Origin of the sequence: Vagococcus sp. WN89Y (assembly GCF_052220145.1) — a bacterium.
Classification (GTDB): domain Bacteria; phylum Pseudomonadota; class Gammaproteobacteria; order Enterobacterales; family Enterobacteriaceae; genus Kosakonia.
The window spans coordinates 57496-74661 of sequence record NZ_JBQPOM010000067.1 but is presented as its reverse complement, the minus strand read 5'-3'; the positions used below and the strand labels follow the sequence as shown (position 1 = coordinate 74661).

The following is a 17166-nucleotide window of genomic DNA, read 5'->3' as shown; positions in this document are numbered from 1 at the left end:
CAGAACCTGCGCAGGATGCGTCACCAGCGGTGCATTTCGTACAACTTTGGTGTTTTATCTCATGAGCATAGCGTACCCTGGCCACGCGGGAGGAAAATCCCTGGTTATCATGGTGTATTATGCTTTAACGGCACAAACCAAAGCCGCGCATCCCCAGGTGGAAATGGTTGGCATGCGCCGCATTATAATCCGGGCCAAGACCGTTGCCGTAGTAACCGCAGCTGGCGCTCAGCATTGCCCGTAGCCACGGCTGCGTTTCGGGCTGCCGCCAGCCTTTGAGAACCGTCACCTGCTGACCATTAGCTAACCTGAAACCACTAATATCAACGGCTTCCGCGCTGGCATGTTCGCTGCGCCGGGCATTCTGCCGATGATAGATATTTCGACAGGCGAAGCTGCCGTAGTGATCGATACGGGTTAACGTGCTGCCCATAAAACGCGCGGTCAGAGGCTGCGCCTGTTGTTTGACAAATAGCGCTGAACTGAGCGCCAGCGGGCAACTGGCGAGAAAGCTGCTGCTCAGTTTCACATCACCGAAATCCCGCACACGTACCACATCGCTAAGCGGGCAATCGCCCTGCCTGTCTGCAACCGGCACCGATGAGATCAAACGCTGCTGGTTTGCCTGGCTCAGCAGCGCCGCACAGCTCTGTGGTGTCAGGCGGCGTAATTTAAACTGCGTGATACGCCCCGGCGGGTCGCTGAGTTGCAAGGGTGCAAAGGGGTTGTAGTAAGACGGCAGATAACGATAGGCCGCATACAATAGCCCCAGAAAAATGCACAACACTATCAAGCTTTTCCCTCTCACGGCACCTCCCCTCAGGTATGAAAAAACATTATGGCAGAAGCCCGCGAATCGTGCGTTTTGACGTGATATGGTATGTGTTTTCTGAATGTGTGAGTGAATGTAGAGATGGCAAAACTGCGGGTAGGAATTGTCTTCGGCGGCAAGTCAGCGGAGCATGAAGTGTCGTTACAATCAGCGAAAAATATCGTCGACGCGATGGATAAATCGCGCTTTGAGGTGGTGCTGCTGGGCATTGATAAGCAGGGGGAGTGGCATATCAGCGACGCTAATAACTACCTGCTTAATCCAGGCGATCCGGCACATATTGCGCTGAATGCCTCCGGCAACCGGGTCGCGCTGGTGCCTGGCGGCGAAGAGCACCAGCTGATTGCGGCACAAAACAGTGCTCCGTTAGCCAACATTGATGTCATTTTCCCGATTGTGCACGGCACGCTGGGGGAAGATGGCTCGCTGCAAGGCATGCTGCGCCTGGCAAATCTGCCGTTTGTCGGCTCCGATGTGCTCGCCTCCGCAGCCTGCATGGACAAAGACGTCACCAAACGTCTGCTGCGCGATGCCGGTCTGGCGATAGCGCCTTTCGTGACGCTGACCCGCGCCAGCCGCGATCGTTTCACCTTTGGGCAACTGAGTGCGCAACTCGGTCTGCCGATGTTTGTAAAACCCGCCAACCAGGGCTCCTCCGTCGGTGTCAGTAAAGTCACCAACGAAGCAGAGTTTGTCGAAGCCGTGCGCCTGGCCTTTGAATTTGACAAAAAAGTGGTGGTTGAGCAGGGCATTAAAGGGCGTGAAATTGAGTGCGCGGTGCTGGGCAACGACGAACCGCAAGCCAGCGTTTGTGGCGAAATCGTGCTCAACAGCGAGTTCTACGCCTATGACACCAAATACATTGATGATAACGGCGCGCAGGTTGTGGTGCCGGCAGACCTGCCAGCAGAGGTGAATGACGAAATTCGCCGTATTGCCGTGCAGGCGTACCAGACGCTGGGTTGTGAGGGTATGGCGCGCGTGGATGTGTTTTTGACGCCAGAGAATGACGTCATTATTAATGAAATAAATACATTACCAGGATTTACCAATATCAGTATGTATCCGAAACTCTGGCAGGCGAGTGGAATCGGTTATTCCGAATTAATTACCCGCCTTATCGAGCTGGCTATTGCACGCCATCAGGCCGACAGCGCGCTAAAGATTTCGTTTAATCGTTAAGGTTTTTCCGCCGTGTCCTCATCATCAGGGCGACGGCGGATAATCAATCCTGCCAGCCAGAAACTGATAACCCACGTAACCAGCCCTACCGCATAGGTTTGCCAGCCTCTGGCTTCAAACCCTAACAACCCAACCACACCATTCAGAATAAAAATGAGTCCAATAGCAAAAGCATAATAGTGCCAGTCACGGCGTATCTTCAAAGGCATGGATAACAACTCCGGCAGTTAAAAAGAGAGCATCGCACAGCAGCCGTTTCCAGTCTGTGGCCCATGCGGTAAATCCGAAATGTTACTTGAGTAATAAAAACGTTACAAAATTGTGAGCATTAACAAGAATTTTTCAATCGGAATCATTCCCGGCGCGAAATTATCACCATTCTGATGTTGACAATGCAATGACGCTGCCAAAATTAACTTCGAAGACCCACTGCCAGTTAATTAGCATGCAAGTAAAGAGTACCGGAGGTCTTATGGCTGACTTTACGATAAGCAAACCCTTTGCGGGTGCGAAAAAACGTGACACCTCCCGACCAGGTAATATTGCTTATGCCGTGTTTGTACTGCTCTGCTTCTGGGCAGGCGCGCAATTATTGAACCTGCTGGTGCACGCGCCGGGCGTATTCGAACACCTGATGCAAATGCAGGACACCACCCGCCCTCACGTCGAGATGGGCTTTGGTGTTGGCACTGTTTTCGGTCTGGTTCCGTTTGTCGCAGGCAGCGCCCTTCTGGGTGTCATTGCGCTTATTATCCGCTGGCGTCGCCATCGCACGCGTTAATTCTGCGCCATACACTTCGCCCGTCGATCGTCGACGCGCTTTGCAAACCATGCGGTTGTAAGGTTGCGCGTGATCTTCGGGCTTTCAAGCTGGATACCCGGCAGCATCGCGCGATCAAGCCTTTTTCCGCTCTTTTTCTCCGCCAGACGATAGACTTCACGGTACAGTTTGGTCTCTTCAAACGCGTCGCTGTCTCCGCGTTGCAACTGGCGGCGAATGTCCCGGTCGCTCATGCCAAGTTGCGCGCCCAGGGTTCTCACCGCGCGCTCCGTTGCTCCCGCCTCGTCGCTGCCATATAAAATCAGATCGCCATCCAGCGCCAGCTTCACGCCGCTCGCCTTACTGAGCGCATGCTGAAACGCCGCATTACGGCTGGCGTACCAGCCCGCATTAAAGTCAGCGTAGCGGTATATCGGCGCGTTATAACTGGCGGGATAATTGAGCAGATGGTAGGTGCCGAACCACAGTCCGCCCCGGCGAGTGAACACTTCTTCACGCACGGTGCCGTCCATTTTCCAGGGATAACCCTCGGTGTGATTCTGCGCAAATGCGATGCTGACCTGCATTGGCCCGCCGGTGCGCACCGGGTTGAAGGAACCGAACAGCCGCTGCCCCATCGGCACCATATTGATGAGATCATCAAAAATCTCGCTGAGCTGCTTTTCGCTCTTCACCGTATCCAGCCGCTCGCTGTAGCTTTTACCGTTTGGCGACGGAATTTTTAACGCGGTATGCACCAGCAGCGGCGGGATATGCAACCGCTGCGCGCGTTTATCTATCTCTTTCCAGGCGATTTTACTCAAGCCCGGAACCGCAGGATCGGCCTGGTAGTTCGACTCCTGCTGGGCCACCGCCAGCACCGAGCAGATATTAGAGAGCGTCGGTGCGAGTTTCTGGCTTGCAAAGGTGGTGGCGATATCCTGCGCCCAGCCGTTACGATCTTTAACGCTGGCGGGCATTTTCTGGCGCACTACGCTTGCCACATCCAGCGGTTTCTCCTGCGCTTTTTCCTGCTCACCCTCGCGCGTTGTGGGGCCTTTTGTTGCACAGCCTGCGAGGATCAACGCAGCCAGTAACCCGTAACAGCGGGGAGTAAAAGACATAATCGTCCTTGTTCTAACTAAATGTGTGGGACATCGGCTCAATTGCCTGGCCATCGAGTTCGCGCTCAAAACTGCGTAAACGCTTATAAATAGACATCAATTCCACAAGCGTTGTCCAGGAGGTGATTAAATACTGGAACGAACTACGCACTTGTTCGAAGACATTGGTTATCTGACTCATCAGCCCCAGCGTGATGGCCCCGGCAGAAATGGTCGGAAAGAGCACAATCAGGCCAAACACCACGTCGAGCTGCATATAAAGGATACGGGCGATATTGAAATACATATAGTGGAAATAGAGGCGGAAGTAGTTGCGCCGTACCGCGATGAATAGCTCGCGAACGGTTGGCGGCTGCGCCCGCGACGCGTCGTCTTCGCCATACACCAGCTCCTTACGGTAAGCGGCTTCCACCCGCTGATTTTTATACTCAAGTCCCGGCAGCTTGATACCAACGAAAGCCAGCAGCACGGTACCCAACAGCGCCCAGCCAATGGCGGCAAACACCAGGCCGTAAGGGATATGCCCGACCAGCGGAAGCTCAGGAACATGGGGTGAAAGCGCGACCAGCACCGGCAAAAACGCAATCAGCGTCATGATGGCATTGAGAAAGCTGACGCCCATACTCTCCAGCGTGCTGGCAAAGCGCATGGTATCTTCCTGCACACGCTGAGCGGCACCTTCGACATGGCGCAGATGCTCCCAGTGCGCCATATAGTATTCATTCATCGCCGTGCGCCAGCGGAACACATAATGGCTGACGAAGAAATTATTCAGTACCGCGACGGTGACCGCGATTAACGCAATCCATAAAAAGACGCCAATGCCATGATAAAGCTGGCTCAGGCTAACCTTGTGTGGCGCGCTGAGCGCGGCCTGGATCAAATCATAAAAGGGTTGATACCAGGCGTTTATGGCGACGTTAACTTCAACCAGAAACCAGGTCACAAAGATGATGAGTGCGGTGCCGAGCACGGACCAGCGCTGCCAGCGGTGCGGCGCGAAGCGAAACCAGAACAGGGCAAACACGCCCACGCACACCGCGTAGTAGAGGTAGAACAACAGAAAGCTCGGGCACCAGAAACGGGTCGCGCTGACCGGCACGTCGTCAGAGGCGCCGGTGATACGCATCAGCCAGGCTTCGCCACCGGCCTGCCAGAAGATGATGGCCAGGGTAGCCCAGATGAGTGCCGATAAAAAAAACAGCTTTGGTCTGGGGAAAAAAGACTTAAACATCTCAAACTCCTGCACACTTCTTATTATGACGACAATTGCTGTGTAGTCGTACGTTGCTTACGCAACGACAAAAGGCGCCACTCCCTGTGACGCCTGACCGTTTATCAGACCTGAGGTTACCCGCTTAGTTCGTTTAGCATAGAGGAAGAATTGTTTCGACCGGTTACACGCGGTTTCCCCCCACCCCCTGCGCCCATAAAATGAAAAGGTTACAACACACAGGTTTTCGCGCGCTTGCAAAAAATTCTGGATTTACCTGACGTTACGGATTAAGGCAAAACAATACGCTAATTGAGCCTTTGCAACGTGGCGCTAAGTAGTATAAATACGCTCTATATTTCCCATTTCTTGTATGGATTTCTGCGTTGAAACGTTGTCTGTTGTTTTCCGCGATGCTGTGCGCATCGAGCCTGGCTCCCGTCCAGGCCGCGCAAACCTCTCCCGATCCGGTTTTTGCTGCTGATATCGTAGAACGTTACGCCAACCATATCTTTTATGGTAGCGGCGCAACGGGCATGGCAATGGTGGTGATTGACGGTAACCAGCGTGTTTTCAGAAGTTTTGGCGAAACCCGCCCCGGCAGCAATGTTCGCCCGCAGCTGGACTCGGTTGTGCGTATCGCGTCTCTCTCCAAGCTGATGACCAGCGAAATGCTGGTGAAATTGCTCGATCAGGGCGTGGTGCGACTTGACGATCCGCTCAGTAAATACGCCCCGCCCGGTGCGCGGGTGCCGACGTATCAGGGGCAACCCATCCGCCTGGTGAATCTTGCAACGCACACCAGCGCCCTGCCCCGCGAGCAGCCCGGCGGTGCCGCCCATCGCCCGGTGTTCGTCTGGCCAACGCGCGAGCAGCGCTGGAACTGGCTCTCTACAGCAAAGCTTAAAACCGCGCCAGGCGCGCAGGCGGCCTACTCCAATCTGGCGTTCGATCTGCTGGCTGATGCGCTCTCCCGCGCGGCCGGTAAGCCCTGGACGCAACTGTTCGAAGAGCACATTACCCGCCCGCTGGGGATGAAAGACACCACGTTTACCCCCTCGCCGGATCAGTGCAAGCGCCTGATGGTGGCGGAGAAAGGTGCCAGCCCGTGTAACAACACGCTGGCCGCCATTGGCAGCGGCGGGGTCTATTCAACACCGGGCGATATGATGCGCTGGATGCAGCAGTTCCTCTCATCGGACTTCTACCAGCGAAGCCGCCAGGCCGATCGGATGCAAACCCTTATCTATCCGCGCCAGCAACTTACCAAAGTCATAGGCATGGATGTCCCCGGTAAAGCCGATGCGCTCGGTCTTGGCTGGGTCTATATGGCGCCAAAAGAGGGTCGCCCTGGCATTATTCAGAAAACCGGCGGCGGCGGGGGTTTTATCACTTACATGGCGATGGTGCCAGAGCATAACGTGGGCGTTTTCGTGGTGGTCACGCGCTCCGCACTGACCCGCTTTGCCAATATGAGCGATGGCGTCAACGAGCTGGTGAGCGAGCTGAGCAATAACAAGCCGAAAATAGTTCCCGCATCCTGAGCGCAATCACGGCAAACGGTGCGCGCCGTTTGCCGTATTAACGACGATTTTGGTAAAACGCTGGCGTGCTGTTTCGGCTACAATGGCCGCATTCGTTCCTTTATATCAGGCATATCATGACCGATTTAATCACTCGCCCTCGCCGCCTGCGCAAATCACCCGCGCTGCGCGCTATGTTTGAAGAGACAACACTGAGCAAAAACGACCTGGTGTTGCCGATTTTTGTCGAAGAAGGACTGGACGACTACCAGCCTATCGCCGCCATGCCGGGCGTAAGACGTATTCCTGAGAAATATCTTGCCCGCGAGATCGAACGCATCGCGAAAGCGGGGATTCGCTCGGTGATGACGTTTGGTATTTCCCATCATACCGATGCAACCGGCAGCGATACCTGGCAGGAGAACGGCCTGGTGGCGCGGATGTCGCGCATCTGTAAAGAGACGGTACCGGAGATGATTGTGATGTCCGATACCTGTTTTTGTGAATACACCTCCCACGGGCATTGCGGCGTGTTGTGCGAACACGGCGTGGATAACGACACAACGCTGATTAACCTGGGTAAACAGGCTGTGGTGGCCGCCGCCGCAGGCGCCGATTTTATAGCGCCTTCCGCCGCGATGGACGGCCAGGTGCAGGCAATCCGCCAGGCGCTGGACGCCGCAGGTTTTTTTGATACCGCCATCATGTCGTATTCGACGAAGTTTGCTTCTTCGTTCTACGGCCCTTTCCGTGAAGCCGCTGGCACCGCGCTGAAAGGCGATCGTAAGACCTATCAGATGAACCCGATGAACCGTCGTGAAGCGATCCGCGAATCCTTACTTGACGAGGCACAAGGTGCCGATGCGCTGATGGTTAAACCGGCGGGCGCTTACCTGGATATTCTGCGCGATATCCGCGAGCGTACCGAGCTGCCGCTGGGTGCTTATCAGGTGAGCGGTGAGTACGCGATGATCAAATTTGCCGCGCAAGCAGGCGCAATTGATGAAGACAAAGTGGTCCTGGAAAGTCTCGGCGCAATTAAGCGCGCAGGGGCCGATCTCATTTTCAGTTATTTCACATTAGATCTCGCCGAACGTAACCTCCTTTAAAATAAGCGGGCCTGGCCCGCTTACATTTTTGACGTGATATTCATCACACTTTATAGCTGCCATATATTCACCCTGCTGAAATAAAAACGTCATCTCAGGCTTATACTTTCTTCACAAGACGTGAGGAGAAGCCACCATGTTTAGTCTCGACAACGTGCTTGATGACCTCTGGCCGCAAGCCAGGCCCACACCATGGCAAAAAAAATTGCTCAGACGCCTTCTGCACGAACAAGAATTCCAACAATTCGCCGCGCGCCACCCGCATTTAAAAGGGGTGGATATGGTGGAACAGGTGCTGGAGCACCTGCAAATCCGCTGCACCATACCCGCGCATGACCTCGAACAGATTCCTGAACACGGCTCGCTGGTGATGATAGCCAATCACCCGACCGGCACCCTTGACGGGTTGGCATTGATGTACGCGGTGTCCCGCGTGCGTCGCGATGTCAAAGTCGTCACTAATCGTATGCTGTCGCATCTGGAGCCGCTCAGTTCTCTCTTTATCCCGGTGGATAATATGGGCGGACGCACGCGGAAATCCTCCCTGCAACAGATGGACAACCACCTGCAAAACGGCGGCGTGCTGATCTTCTTCCCGGCAGGGGAAGTCTCTCGCGTGACGCGTAAAGGCATTCGCGACAAAGAGTGGCATGCCGGGTTTATCAAACTTGCAGGAAAATACCGCGCTCCGCTATTACCGGCATGGATAGAAGCCCGCAATAGCCCGCTGTTTTATGCCAGCACCCTTGTCTCATCTGCCCTGCCGTTACTGCTATTGATACAGCAGATGTTTCGTCGTCGTAACAGTAACCTGCCGATAAAAATCGGTCAGCGTATTCCCTGGGCGAGCTGGCATATGCCGCAGCTTTCCCCGCGAGAGTTGGCGAGCAAATGCCGCAAGCATGTGTTGCGCCTGGGTAAAGGGTTGCCAGGTGTCTTCAAAACGGAATGCGCTATCGCGCGCCCGGAAGAACGGGTAACGCTGCGCCGCGAGCTGAACAAAGCCGAATGCCTCGGCCACACCGCCGATGGTAAAACGATTTATCTCTGGCAACGGCAAGGTCAGGAAGATGCGCCGTTACTCCGTGAGCTGGGCAGATTACGGGAAATCGCCTTTCGCGCGGTCGGCGAAGGCAGCGGCAAACGTCGTGATACGGATAAGTACGACGACGACTATCTGCACCTGATCTTGTGGGATGAGCACGATCTGGAAATTGTTGGCGCTTATCGTTTTATGCCAACCGCTAATCAGGTAGACAAACACGGGCCGGAAGGTCTGTACAGTCACAGCCTGTTTCACTATGACTACCGAATGAATGACGTGCTACAGCAGGGCATAGAGTTGGGGCGAAGCTTTATACAGCCACGCTACTGGGGCCGACGGGGGCTGGATTATCTCTGGTCCGGGATAGGCGCTTATCTCGCCCGCTACCCGCAATACCGCTATCTTTTTGGTCCGGTAACCATTTCCGGGGGACTGCCGCCTGCTGCGCGGGATCTGCTGGTCGCATTTTACCGGATATGGTTTCCGGCAAACTCTCCGCTGGCCGCCTCGCGACGCCCCTGGCCTGCCAGCCTGCCGGAGGTGATGGCCCAGTTTACCGGAGAGGATTACACCGAGGATTTGACGCGCCTGAAATCACTGCTTGGCAATCTCGGCTGCGGCATCCCGCCGCTGTATAAGCAATACTCTGAGCTGTGTGAACCTGGCGGCGTGCAATTTATCGATTTCGGCAGCGATCCAGACTTTAATAACTGCGTTGATGGTCTGGTGCTGGTCGATTTAACGTATCTGAAAAGCAATCGTTACGAACGTTATATCGCAGCGCATCTGCCTACTCAGAAAGCCAGCTAATACTTGCCCTCTCCTGCGGGAGAGGGTTATTAACCGTGTATCAAACGCAAGCGTGCTCGGCGGCTATTAAGGCGAGGATTTTTCGTTAAAATGACATATAAAAAAGGTCTCCAGGACATATTTACCTCCTTTGTTAAAGATTATCTTACGTCCTGAAAAACACATTTTCCTTCAATCAAAAGTGCTAACCAATCCTCGTTTATCACTCCTTCTAATTAATATTTTTACTCATTAAACGGACTCTCAACGTATTTTTATTAAGTATTGCGCTATTCGCACTATATAGATAGTGTACCCCCTCAAGAGAAGGTGATGGCGTACCACCTGATTAACCGTAGTTTGTTGATACAAACTTCTGATGACGCCTGATATTTCGTTACTTAACGTAGCGTATGTCGGGTTGTTACCTGCATATGCTGTAATCAAGAAAGGGCAGCGTATGACACTCCTCGCTAATAATTTTAGCATTTTTCTCTGGTATTTCTCTGTCCAAACGTCAGGAATACCCCATGAATAAACGACACATGGCGTTTTCTCAAGGTATTATTAAAGGAGTTCTGGCGAATAAATATTTAACGCCAGGCGAAAAAAGCGCCAACGACCCGGAATTTAATCTCGGCTTTGTCTTTGGTTGCTTATGCTATAACCAACAGTTAACGGAATCCTATTTCAATGCAATAAAAAATGCAGGCAGGCTGGCAAACTATTATGATCTGAATCTTCAGGATACTCTTGAATATGCAGTTTTATATTCTGAACAGCCATTTATTAAATATTTTTTAAAGGGTTATTTCTATCAAAAGGGAGCGCTAAAATGAACAGTAACACTAAGAAGCTACATAAAGCGGTAATTAACGATATCATCAACTGGTTAGTGGTCAATAACGGACAGAATCAATCCATCGAGAAAATTGCAGAAATATCGGGCTATTCAAAAGGACATATTCAACGAGTATTCTATAAATACCATCACATCACGCTTGGCAGTTTTTGCCGCAAATTAAGGCTTAGCAGAATTATCAAAGATCTAAAAAGATGGGATCATTCACTAGCGGAGATATCCGTAATGCATAACTTTCCTTCCCAGCAATCTTTTACGCACTATTTCAAACGCGAAACGGGCTGCACGCCAGGTGGTTGCCGTAAAAACGCAAAATGTAATGCATGCAGTGAAAGCCGCAAGGAATATCTTACTGAGTATCATTCCGGGAGCGATATTCCGCTAAAGATTATGTAAATTGACCAACTTTATAGTCAATACCAGGCCAACGTCGAGTAATTTACAGGCGACGGGTTGGGTAAAGGGCCGCACCTGTTCCTGATTTACGAAAAACATCAGCTACCGAGTATGCTAAGAATTTTTTAAATCTAAATTCTGCAAAATGAAACGTAACGATATGAATATGGATAAACGACACGCTAACGCTTCGCGAAAAACGATTTATATTTAATATAAATCCTTTCTCAACATAGCGTTACATATGATGCGTTTATTTATCAATCGAAAAAACAGTTATTACCAAGCGTACTTTATGCATAGTGATCAATCATAAAATTAAATATCGAAGCACACCTCATCAGGCATAAGGAAATCAGGCATAAGGAAAACAAAATGAGATACATATTAGCTGCACTGACTCTTTTAAGCTCCAGCGCAATGGCACAAGCACTGAATAGTGCGAAAGGCACTGTTGATATCTTGTTCGTGCGCCACGGAGAAACGATTTTTAATCTTTATGATCGCGTTCAGGGCTGGTCTGATACGCCTTTAACCAACCTGGGTATTGAGGTGGCCCGCGCTTTCGGTTTAAGGTCTAAAACCATTCCTTTCGAGCGTTATTATTCAGGAGATTCCGGAAGACAACGGGAAACACTGGCTCTGATTATGAATGAGCATCAAGAAAAACAATTGCCCATTGAATTAACCGGTCTGCGGGAGGTTTTCTTTGGCGGTTTCGAAGGATTACCGAACAAAGAGATGAACGATGCCGTTAGCCAAAAGTCAGGCCAGGACATTGCCGCGTTACGTCTTGCCGGAAAAATGCCGCTTGATGAACTGGTGGATAGCATCCATCAGGTAGATAAGAGAGGAGATGCAGAAACGGCAAACCAGGTCCGGGAGAGAATGCAACAAGCGCTGCACTATATTACGCAAGATGCGCTACGTCATCGTGCCAGTAAAGTTCTGGTGGTCTCTTCCGGTATGTCTATTGGCGTAATGATTTCAAATATGACAAACGATCCTGCGAAAAAAACAGGGCCAGGTAATGCCGCTGCGGTAAGAATTACCTGGCACGATGGTCGCTATCAGGTCAATGAGATTGGTGATATGCAATATGTCAACATGGGGAAAAAATTACTCGCATCACAACAGGAAAAATAACGTATTACTGTCAAAAGTAGCTGCTCTCGCGGCTACTTAATTCCAATGCGTTTATTAAAGTCATCGGCTTGAAAAAATCATTGCACTACCGATTGTGTATAAATGTTGCAAATAAAAAATAATCAACACAGATGTAAAAGCTGACTATACCAGGAAAATTCATATTAGTAGTCTGACTCCTCGGCTTTGATAAGACGATATTAAAAATATGTTTTCATTTTGTTAAATGACCTGAACTTATTGTTTTCACATTAATTTAGCGGTGATGCATAGCAATACAATGCGATGTTTTAATAGCATTAACGTATTAATCGCTCACCTTTTAAAAGCTTCAATCAATCTTTGAATGAGGATATTCTTAACAACAGTTATTAAATATGTTTTGCAGAAAAGATCTTTATGGATAAGGCAGTTATGGCAGTGCGGTAAATTAAATTATAAGGGAAGGTTTATGTCGCAACTTGAGGATTATATTGTCTTTATAGGTCAGGAAAACATTCAGCATCAGGGATTACGCATTCTCGTGGACGAAGCCGCATTGATGCAGGATAAGCAGCCTGTTTTTATCGACAGTTTCGATACATGGCAGCAGAAAGCATCAATGTACAGCCAACCAGAAGGTTCGATCTCGACAATTGTGTTATGTCTTACTTCAGAAATGAGCTTACCCTTATGGCTTAGTACATTACTGACCACCAGTTCGCTTTATTTAGGCCGCCTGGTCATTTTCCTTGAACAAAGAAAACATGACTCGTGGGTGGTAAATTTTTTACAACGTACTGTCCCCGCAGTCGTGCTTGATGAGTACTCAACCATCTGGCGCGTAAGTGACATCTTAAAAGGCAAGACCTCACGCAACTTTTCGTTAAAGCCCCATCGAAAAATTACTTTCACGCGGATGGAAATTGATATTTTAAACGGTTTTTTCCATGGGGAAAGCGTTGCCGCACAAGCCAGGAAATTAGGTATCAGTCATAAGACAGTCTATATCCATCGCCATAACTGTGCAAAAAAGATGGGTTTACGCAACCTCAAAATGCTTTTTGCTTTTTAAGATCCCCCCGCAACGGCTGTATTTCGATTTAAAAAGATAACGGCAGGATATAAACCAGGGATGGCTGTTTTCACACCAAACCAGCCATTTACCTTCGGATAATGCACCATGAGTAAGTTTCACGCGGGTATTTGCCTGCTATTCATTTTAGGCAGCACACCGACCCAGCAAGTGCCCTCTGAAGGGCAATCACTAACCACATGCAAAACAGAACCAGAACATGCCCATAAACATAGTTTAAAACACCTGGTGAGACATAATTTTCATCGGCTCATCCGGTTTCTTGATGCACAGCTTTTAACGCAAAGAAAGTTTCACGTGCCAAAGCCCTGCCGGGCAACTCAATCATTGCATTCATTATATTCCAGGCAGAAGCAACCGCAACGCAATAAGCCACAGGCACTGCAACATTATGCTGCGCGCATCAATACAGGTGAGATTTTACTTATGCGACATAAACATATCTCCGGCAATGAGAGAAATATACCGGCTCTGGAAAGTCTCAGGCGAGTCGCAGCGGCAACCTCTCCCAATGGGGAAAATAGCACAGCAAAGCCAGGATAAGCCAGAGCGAGGTAAAAAGAGAAAGGAACGGTTCTGAAATAAAGAGTGAAAGACAGAGAAAAACGAACCTGCTTTACTTTCACTGCCGTCGCGTGCGTTTTTAACGGCAGGGGTATTATTTGCTTCGAATACGTTTAGATAATAAAAAACGAATCAATTGTTGCACCATCGCCCCCACAAACAGTGATAAAAAAACCACCATCGCTGGTGCCAGTTCAATGCCGTCATCGATATAGATAAACCAAAGCACGACATAAGTTACAAACATGCCAGTAAGCATTGCAATAATAAAAACATGAGGTTTCACTTGTCTGTTCCTCATTGCCCTGACGTCGTGTCAGGGCAAAATATCGATTAGCAATATTTAAAAGCAGACCTACCGGCAAACACCGCGCCAGCACCTAACTCATCTTCTATGCGCATCAGTTGATTATATTTTTCGACACGTTCACCCCGGCACGGTGCGCCGGTTTTAAGATGGCCTGCGTGCAATGCCACCGTCATATCAGCAATAAAACTGTCTACCGTTTCACCGCTTCGATGAGAAATAAATGTCCCCCAGTTGTTATCATGACAAAGCTGGACGGCATCAATGGTTTCACTCAGTGAGCCAATCTGGTTAAGTTTAATCAATGCGGCATTGGCGAGATTTTCCTCAATCCCACGCTTGATATATTTCACATTAGTGACAAAGATATCGTCGCCGACGATTTCGATTTGGCTTCCTAATACTTCATTCAGGATTTTCCAGCCTGCCCAGTCATCTTCTGCCAGACCATCCTCAAGCAGCACAATCGGAAAATCATTCACCAGCGTCAGATAATAATCGGTCATTTCCAGGGAGGTCAGCGCGGCACCTTCCGTGCGCAGTTGGTATTTCCCGTCGCAATAAAACTCGCTGGAGGCCGGATCGATACATATCGCGATATCTGCTCCAGCGCGATAACCGGCTCTTTCTATTGCCTGTACAATCAGCTCAAGCGGCTCACGGTTTGAAGAAACAACCGGCGCGAACCCACCTTCATCGCCGACACCGACAGACAGCCCTTTTTCCAGCAAAATTTGCCGCAACGTCTGATAAACTTCACTTCCCCAACGCATGGCTTCACGAAATGTTGGCGCACCGAAAGGCGCTATCATAAACTCCTGAAAATCCGCCCCCTGATTACGCGCATGGACACCGCCGTTAATAATATTCATACAGGGGACGGGGAGTAAATTTGCCCCCACACCACCAAGATAGCGATACAAAGGCAGTTTCGTTAATTGTGCAGCGAGCCGTGACACGGCCAAAGAGATACCAAGAATGGTATTGGCACCGAGGTGCTCTTTATTTTCCGTTCCGTCCAGAGTAAGCATAATATTATCAATGCCGCGCTGGTCACGCACATCATGCCCTTTCAAAAGATTGTTTAAACTTTTATTAATTCTCTGTACTGCGTTTAAAACCCCTTTACCGCCAAAACGCATCTTATCGCCATCACGGGATTCGATGGCTTCGCGAGAGCCGGTACTGGCTCCGGAAGGCACCGAAGCCCTGGCCTGGATCCCGCATTCGGAAAATACGTCGACCTCCACGCCAGGATTCCCGCGGGAATCTAAAATTTCACGTGCAATAATTTTTTCAAGAGAGAAGCTCATATAACCCTCGAATTTTAATGAGTATTAATATGTTTAATCAGCACTTCAATGCCGGGATGATTAATAAACTTATTCGCATGTGCGCAAAACGAACCAAATAATCTGTTTTTATGCCCCATAATCAACAAATCAATGCCTTCCCGATCGATATAATGGGTAATATCGTCAAAATAGCGCAACGCGACGAACTCTTTGACCTGCACCGGAAAGCTGCATTTCTCCACCAGATGACTGAGCATCGCTTTGGCGAGGATTATCTCTTCTGACTGGCTATCTTTCATAAACGCATCGCTGGTGATATCCAGCTCACGGAAATCTTCAGTAACATGTGCCAGCGTAATTGCAGTGCCGAACTGATAAAAATTTTGCGCAATGCTTTGTAAAATCTGCTGACCGTCTTCTTCATTATTGATAAGGACAAGCGCATGTTTATACATAGATATATTTCACCTTATTGCCTTAGAAAGCGTTGCCGTTAACCAAGGTAAAATCTCCTTCTTCCGACTTACTGCGCCGGGCAGCGTGAAATTTTTTAAAGGTATAACGTTATCTTCAGAAAAATAGAGCGAAGATGTTTTTTTATAAATATCTGTCACTACCAGCATGGCGATGTCAATATTATTTTCCTGTTTTTCTTTTTCCAGGGCGATTAACAGTTCAGGTAAAACAATATCAATAGCCGACATTGCGGCAACTTCAATTTGTGAAATCAGTACAGATAACCCCTGAATTTGGTAACGCTTAGCATCTTTCATGAGCAACTGCTCAGGCGTATAGCCATGTATATCTGTTTTTGCTGTCAGCACGCCGCGAACAAAGTGCTCATAATTCAACTGACTCACGACAGATAAAAACTTAACGGCCGCAATATCCTGCGCGGTCGTTGTCGGAGAAGTTAATCCAACGGTATCACTGACAATAGCGCCTAAAAGCAGCGTGGCCTGCGACCATGACAGCGCTAAATGACTTTCAATATTACAGATTTGCCAGATAACCGTCGCGCAGCAACCCACGGAACGACCCCATATATCAGGCGGCTCCTGCGTGGTGACTGTACCCAGCCGATGGTGATCTATAATTCCAACGATATTGCTATCAGGTAAAGAAGAAGGACCCTGTTCCATATCGGTAAAATCAACCAGCCAGACTTTTTTCCCGTGCAGGCTAAAATCCAGTAATTCGGGCTGACACACCGCAGCCTGGCGTAAAATATAGCTGGTTTCTGCGGAAATATCGCCGAGTCGGTAGGGTGTTGCCGGCATCCCTACTGTATTTAACCAGTCGGCCGTCACCAGCGCGCTGCAAATGCTGTCGCTGTCGGGATGCAAATGCCCAAAAACGTAGATCATGATGCCTCCTTTCTTAGACTGCACGCGTGCCCGGAAGAATTTAAATATGTACTGCTATACGAACATGTGAACATAAATATACCTGACATAAGTGCCCATCAAAAAAGCAATGCTATATCAGGCGTCATCATCCGGCATTATTCCGGCGGTTGGGAGAGGTAGAACACCATTACCTTCAACGCGATTTCAGGTGAAAAGTCTTTCCATAGTTTAAGCTCCACATTTTTATCAGTCGATGACGCCACAAAGTCTATCCATATATTGAAACCACAAATTCAACCGCAGGCTAACAGCTGCAAAATTTCACCACCCCAGGTTATTAACCTTCACAACACCAGCTCAATTGTTTAGCACTGAATAAAGGCCATTGCAGGGTAATAGCATGGCATCCATCAAGAAAGCGTGTAAAAGAGACCTAACCGTTTAAAATTCGAGAAACAACAGCCGCTGGCTATCAATACAGACCTGTTCACCGGGGTGCGTTACCCGCAAAAGATAAAAAATACAATAAAATACTATTGCCTTTTGCTATTTAATCACTGCAAGTCTCTTTCAGACAATTGATCTACACAGGTTA

The 17166-nt window shown here is 49.5% G+C and carries 18 protein-coding genes and 2 riboswitches; of the genes, 10 read left to right on the top strand and 8 right to left on the bottom strand.

Features of this window, described 5'->3' with window-relative positions:
- Positions 1–124: 124 nt before the first annotated feature.
- Positions 125–787, bottom strand: coding sequence for an extensin-like domain-containing protein (locus ACTU3N_RS19470; protein WP_443087781.1), 663 nt, complete (start codon positions 785–787; stop codon positions 125–127).
- 126 nt (positions 788–913) lie between these two features.
- Between ACTU3N_RS19470 and ddlA the strand changes: the two genes are divergently transcribed.
- Positions 914–2014, top strand: coding sequence for a D-alanine--D-alanine ligase (gene ddlA, locus ACTU3N_RS19465; protein WP_443087780.1), 1101 nt, complete (start codon positions 914–916; stop codon positions 2012–2014).
- On the opposite strand, the gene ACTU3N_RS19460 is transcribed toward ddlA, so the two are convergent.
- Positions 2011–2223 (bottom strand): DUF2754 domain-containing protein, encoded by a 213-nt coding sequence (locus ACTU3N_RS19460; protein WP_443087779.1) that lies wholly within the window; start codon positions 2221–2223, stop codon positions 2011–2013. The two genes, ddlA and ACTU3N_RS19460, sit on opposite strands and share 4 nt — an antisense overlap.
- Positions 2224–2486: 263 nt before the next feature.
- On the opposite strand from ACTU3N_RS19460, the gene ACTU3N_RS19455 reads away from it, so the two are divergent.
- Entirely contained in the window at positions 2487–2795 is a 309-nt protein-coding gene (locus tag ACTU3N_RS19455) for a DUF2755 family protein (protein WP_443087778.1), read from the top strand.
- On the opposite strand, the gene ACTU3N_RS19450 is transcribed toward ACTU3N_RS19455, so the two are convergent.
- Positions 2792–3898, bottom strand: a complete 1107-nt coding sequence (locus ACTU3N_RS19450; protein WP_443087777.1) for a DUF1615 domain-containing protein — start codon at positions 3896–3898, stop codon at positions 2792–2794. The genes ACTU3N_RS19455 and ACTU3N_RS19450 overlap by 4 nt on opposite strands.
- 13 nt (positions 3899–3911) lie before the next feature.
- Positions 3912–5132 carry a peptide antibiotic transporter SbmA gene (sbmA, locus tag ACTU3N_RS19445; RefSeq protein WP_443087776.1) on the bottom strand — a complete coding sequence of 407 codons (1221 nt, stop codon included), beginning with the start codon at positions 5130–5132 and terminating at the stop codon, positions 3912–3914.
- Between the two features lie 365 nt (positions 5133–5497).
- Here sbmA and ampH point away from each other — a divergent pair, with 365 nt between their 5' ends.
- The 8 genes from ampH (at position 5498) to ACTU3N_RS19405 (ending at position 13599) form a co-directional block, all read left to right on the top strand.
- Complete coding sequence (gene ampH / locus ACTU3N_RS19440) at positions 5498–6655, top strand: D-alanyl-D-alanine-carboxypeptidase/endopeptidase AmpH (RefSeq protein WP_443087775.1); 1158 nt, start codon at positions 5498–5500, stop codon at positions 6653–6655.
- A 116-nt stretch (positions 6656–6771) separates the two neighbouring features.
- Positions 6772–7743 carry a porphobilinogen synthase gene (gene hemB, locus ACTU3N_RS19435; RefSeq protein ID WP_443087774.1) on the top strand — a complete coding sequence of 324 codons (972 nt, stop codon included), beginning with the start codon at positions 6772–6774 and terminating at the stop codon, positions 7741–7743.
- A gap of 136 nt (positions 7744–7879) precedes the next feature.
- The gene (locus tag ACTU3N_RS19430) at positions 7880–9598 is read left to right on the top strand and encodes a lysophospholipid acyltransferase family protein (protein WP_443087773.1); all 1719 of its coding nucleotides are present in this window, start codon (positions 7880–7882) and stop codon (positions 9596–9598) included.
- A gap of 299 nt (positions 9599–9897) precedes the next feature.
- Positions 9898–9973: riboswitch (Fluoride riboswitch) on the top strand.
- A gap of 134 nt (positions 9974–10107) precedes the next feature.
- Entirely contained in the window at positions 10108–10416 is a 309-nt protein-coding gene (locus ACTU3N_RS19425; protein WP_443087772.1) for a hypothetical protein, read from the top strand.
- A complete protein-coding gene (locus ACTU3N_RS19420; RefSeq protein WP_443087771.1) occupies positions 10413–10835 on the top strand; it encodes a helix-turn-helix domain-containing protein in 423 nt (140 codons plus the stop codon). The genes ACTU3N_RS19425 and ACTU3N_RS19420 overlap by 4 nt, the downstream gene beginning before the upstream one ends.
- A gap of 375 nt (positions 10836–11210) precedes the next feature.
- Positions 11211–11981 (top strand): histidine phosphatase family protein, encoded by a 771-nt coding sequence (locus ACTU3N_RS19415; RefSeq protein WP_443087770.1) that lies wholly within the window; start codon positions 11211–11213, stop codon positions 11979–11981.
- Between the two features lie 451 nt (positions 11982–12432).
- Positions 12433–13035, top strand: a complete 603-nt coding sequence (locus ACTU3N_RS19410) for a LuxR C-terminal-related transcriptional regulator (RefSeq protein ID WP_443087769.1) — start codon at positions 12433–12435, stop codon at positions 13033–13035.
- A 108-nt stretch (positions 13036–13143) separates the two neighbouring features.
- Positions 13144–13599 carry a hypothetical protein gene (locus tag ACTU3N_RS19405; RefSeq protein ID WP_443087768.1) on the top strand — a complete coding sequence of 152 codons (456 nt, stop codon included), beginning with the start codon at positions 13144–13146 and terminating at the stop codon, positions 13597–13599.
- Between the two features lie 115 nt (positions 13600–13714).
- On the opposite strand, the gene ACTU3N_RS19400 is transcribed toward ACTU3N_RS19405, so the two are convergent.
- Genes ACTU3N_RS19400 through ACTU3N_RS19385 form a run of 4 tightly spaced genes read right to left on the bottom strand, consistent with a single transcriptional unit; the run spans position 13715 to position 16589 of the window.
- Positions 13715–13906, bottom strand: coding sequence for a hypothetical protein (locus ACTU3N_RS19400; protein WP_443087767.1), 192 nt, complete (start codon positions 13904–13906; stop codon positions 13715–13717).
- A gap of 47 nt (positions 13907–13953) precedes the next feature.
- A complete protein-coding gene (eno, locus tag ACTU3N_RS19395) occupies positions 13954–15240 on the bottom strand; it encodes a phosphopyruvate hydratase (RefSeq protein WP_443087766.1) in 1287 nt (428 codons plus the stop codon).
- A 14-nt stretch (positions 15241–15254) separates the two neighbouring features.
- Complete coding sequence (locus ACTU3N_RS19390) at positions 15255–15677, bottom strand: universal stress protein (protein WP_443087765.1); 423 nt, start codon at positions 15675–15677, stop codon at positions 15255–15257.
- Between the two features lie 9 nt (positions 15678–15686).
- Positions 15687–16589, bottom strand: coding sequence for a DHH family phosphoesterase (locus tag ACTU3N_RS19385; protein WP_443087764.1), 903 nt, complete (start codon positions 16587–16589; stop codon positions 15687–15689).
- 111 nt (positions 16590–16700) lie between these two features.
- A riboswitch (Fluoride riboswitch) is annotated at positions 16701–16772 on the bottom strand.
- Positions 16773–17166 lie beyond the last annotated feature (394 nt).

Excerpts from the sequence above, each read along its gene's own strand:
- ACTU3N_RS19450 (WP_443087777.1), bottom strand. The coding sequence starts at position 3,898 with ATGTCTTTTACTCCCCGCTGTTACGGGTTACTGGCTGCGTTGATCCTC.
- ACTU3N_RS19385 (WP_443087764.1), bottom strand. The coding sequence starts at position 16,589 with ATGATCTACGTTTTTGGGCATTTGCATCCCGACAGCGACAGCATTTGC.
- ddlA (WP_443087780.1), top strand. The coding sequence starts at position 914 with ATGGCAAAACTGCGGGTAGGAATTGTCTTCGGCGGCAAGTCAGCGGAG.
- sbmA (WP_443087776.1), bottom strand. The coding sequence starts at position 5,132 with ATGTTTAAGTCTTTTTTCCCCAGACCAAAGCTGTTTTTTTTATCGGCA.
- ACTU3N_RS19410 (WP_443087769.1), top strand. The coding sequence starts at position 12,433 with ATGTCGCAACTTGAGGATTATATTGTCTTTATAGGTCAGGAAAACATT.
- ACTU3N_RS19405 (WP_443087768.1), top strand. The coding sequence starts at position 13,144 with ATGAGTAAGTTTCACGCGGGTATTTGCCTGCTATTCATTTTAGGCAGC.
- hemB (WP_443087774.1), top strand. The coding sequence starts at position 6,772 with ATGACCGATTTAATCACTCGCCCTCGCCGCCTGCGCAAATCACCCGCG.
- ACTU3N_RS19430 (WP_443087773.1), top strand. The coding sequence starts at position 7,880 with ATGTTTAGTCTCGACAACGTGCTTGATGACCTCTGGCCGCAAGCCAGG.
- ACTU3N_RS19425 (WP_443087772.1), top strand. The coding sequence starts at position 10,108 with ATGAATAAACGACACATGGCGTTTTCTCAAGGTATTATTAAAGGAGTT.
- ACTU3N_RS19390 (WP_443087765.1), bottom strand. The coding sequence starts at position 15,677 with ATGTATAAACATGCGCTTGTCCTTATCAATAATGAAGAAGACGGTCAG.
- ACTU3N_RS19415 (WP_443087770.1), top strand. The coding sequence starts at position 11,211 with ATGAGATACATATTAGCTGCACTGACTCTTTTAAGCTCCAGCGCAATG.
- ACTU3N_RS19420 (WP_443087771.1), top strand. The coding sequence starts at position 10,413 with ATGAACAGTAACACTAAGAAGCTACATAAAGCGGTAATTAACGATATC.
- ACTU3N_RS19460 (WP_443087779.1), bottom strand. The coding sequence starts at position 2,223 with ATGCCTTTGAAGATACGCCGTGACTGGCACTATTATGCTTTTGCTATT.
- ACTU3N_RS19455 (WP_443087778.1), top strand. The coding sequence starts at position 2,487 with ATGGCTGACTTTACGATAAGCAAACCCTTTGCGGGTGCGAAAAAACGT.
- eno (WP_443087766.1), bottom strand. The coding sequence starts at position 15,240 with ATGAGCTTCTCTCTTGAAAAAATTATTGCACGTGAAATTTTAGATTCC.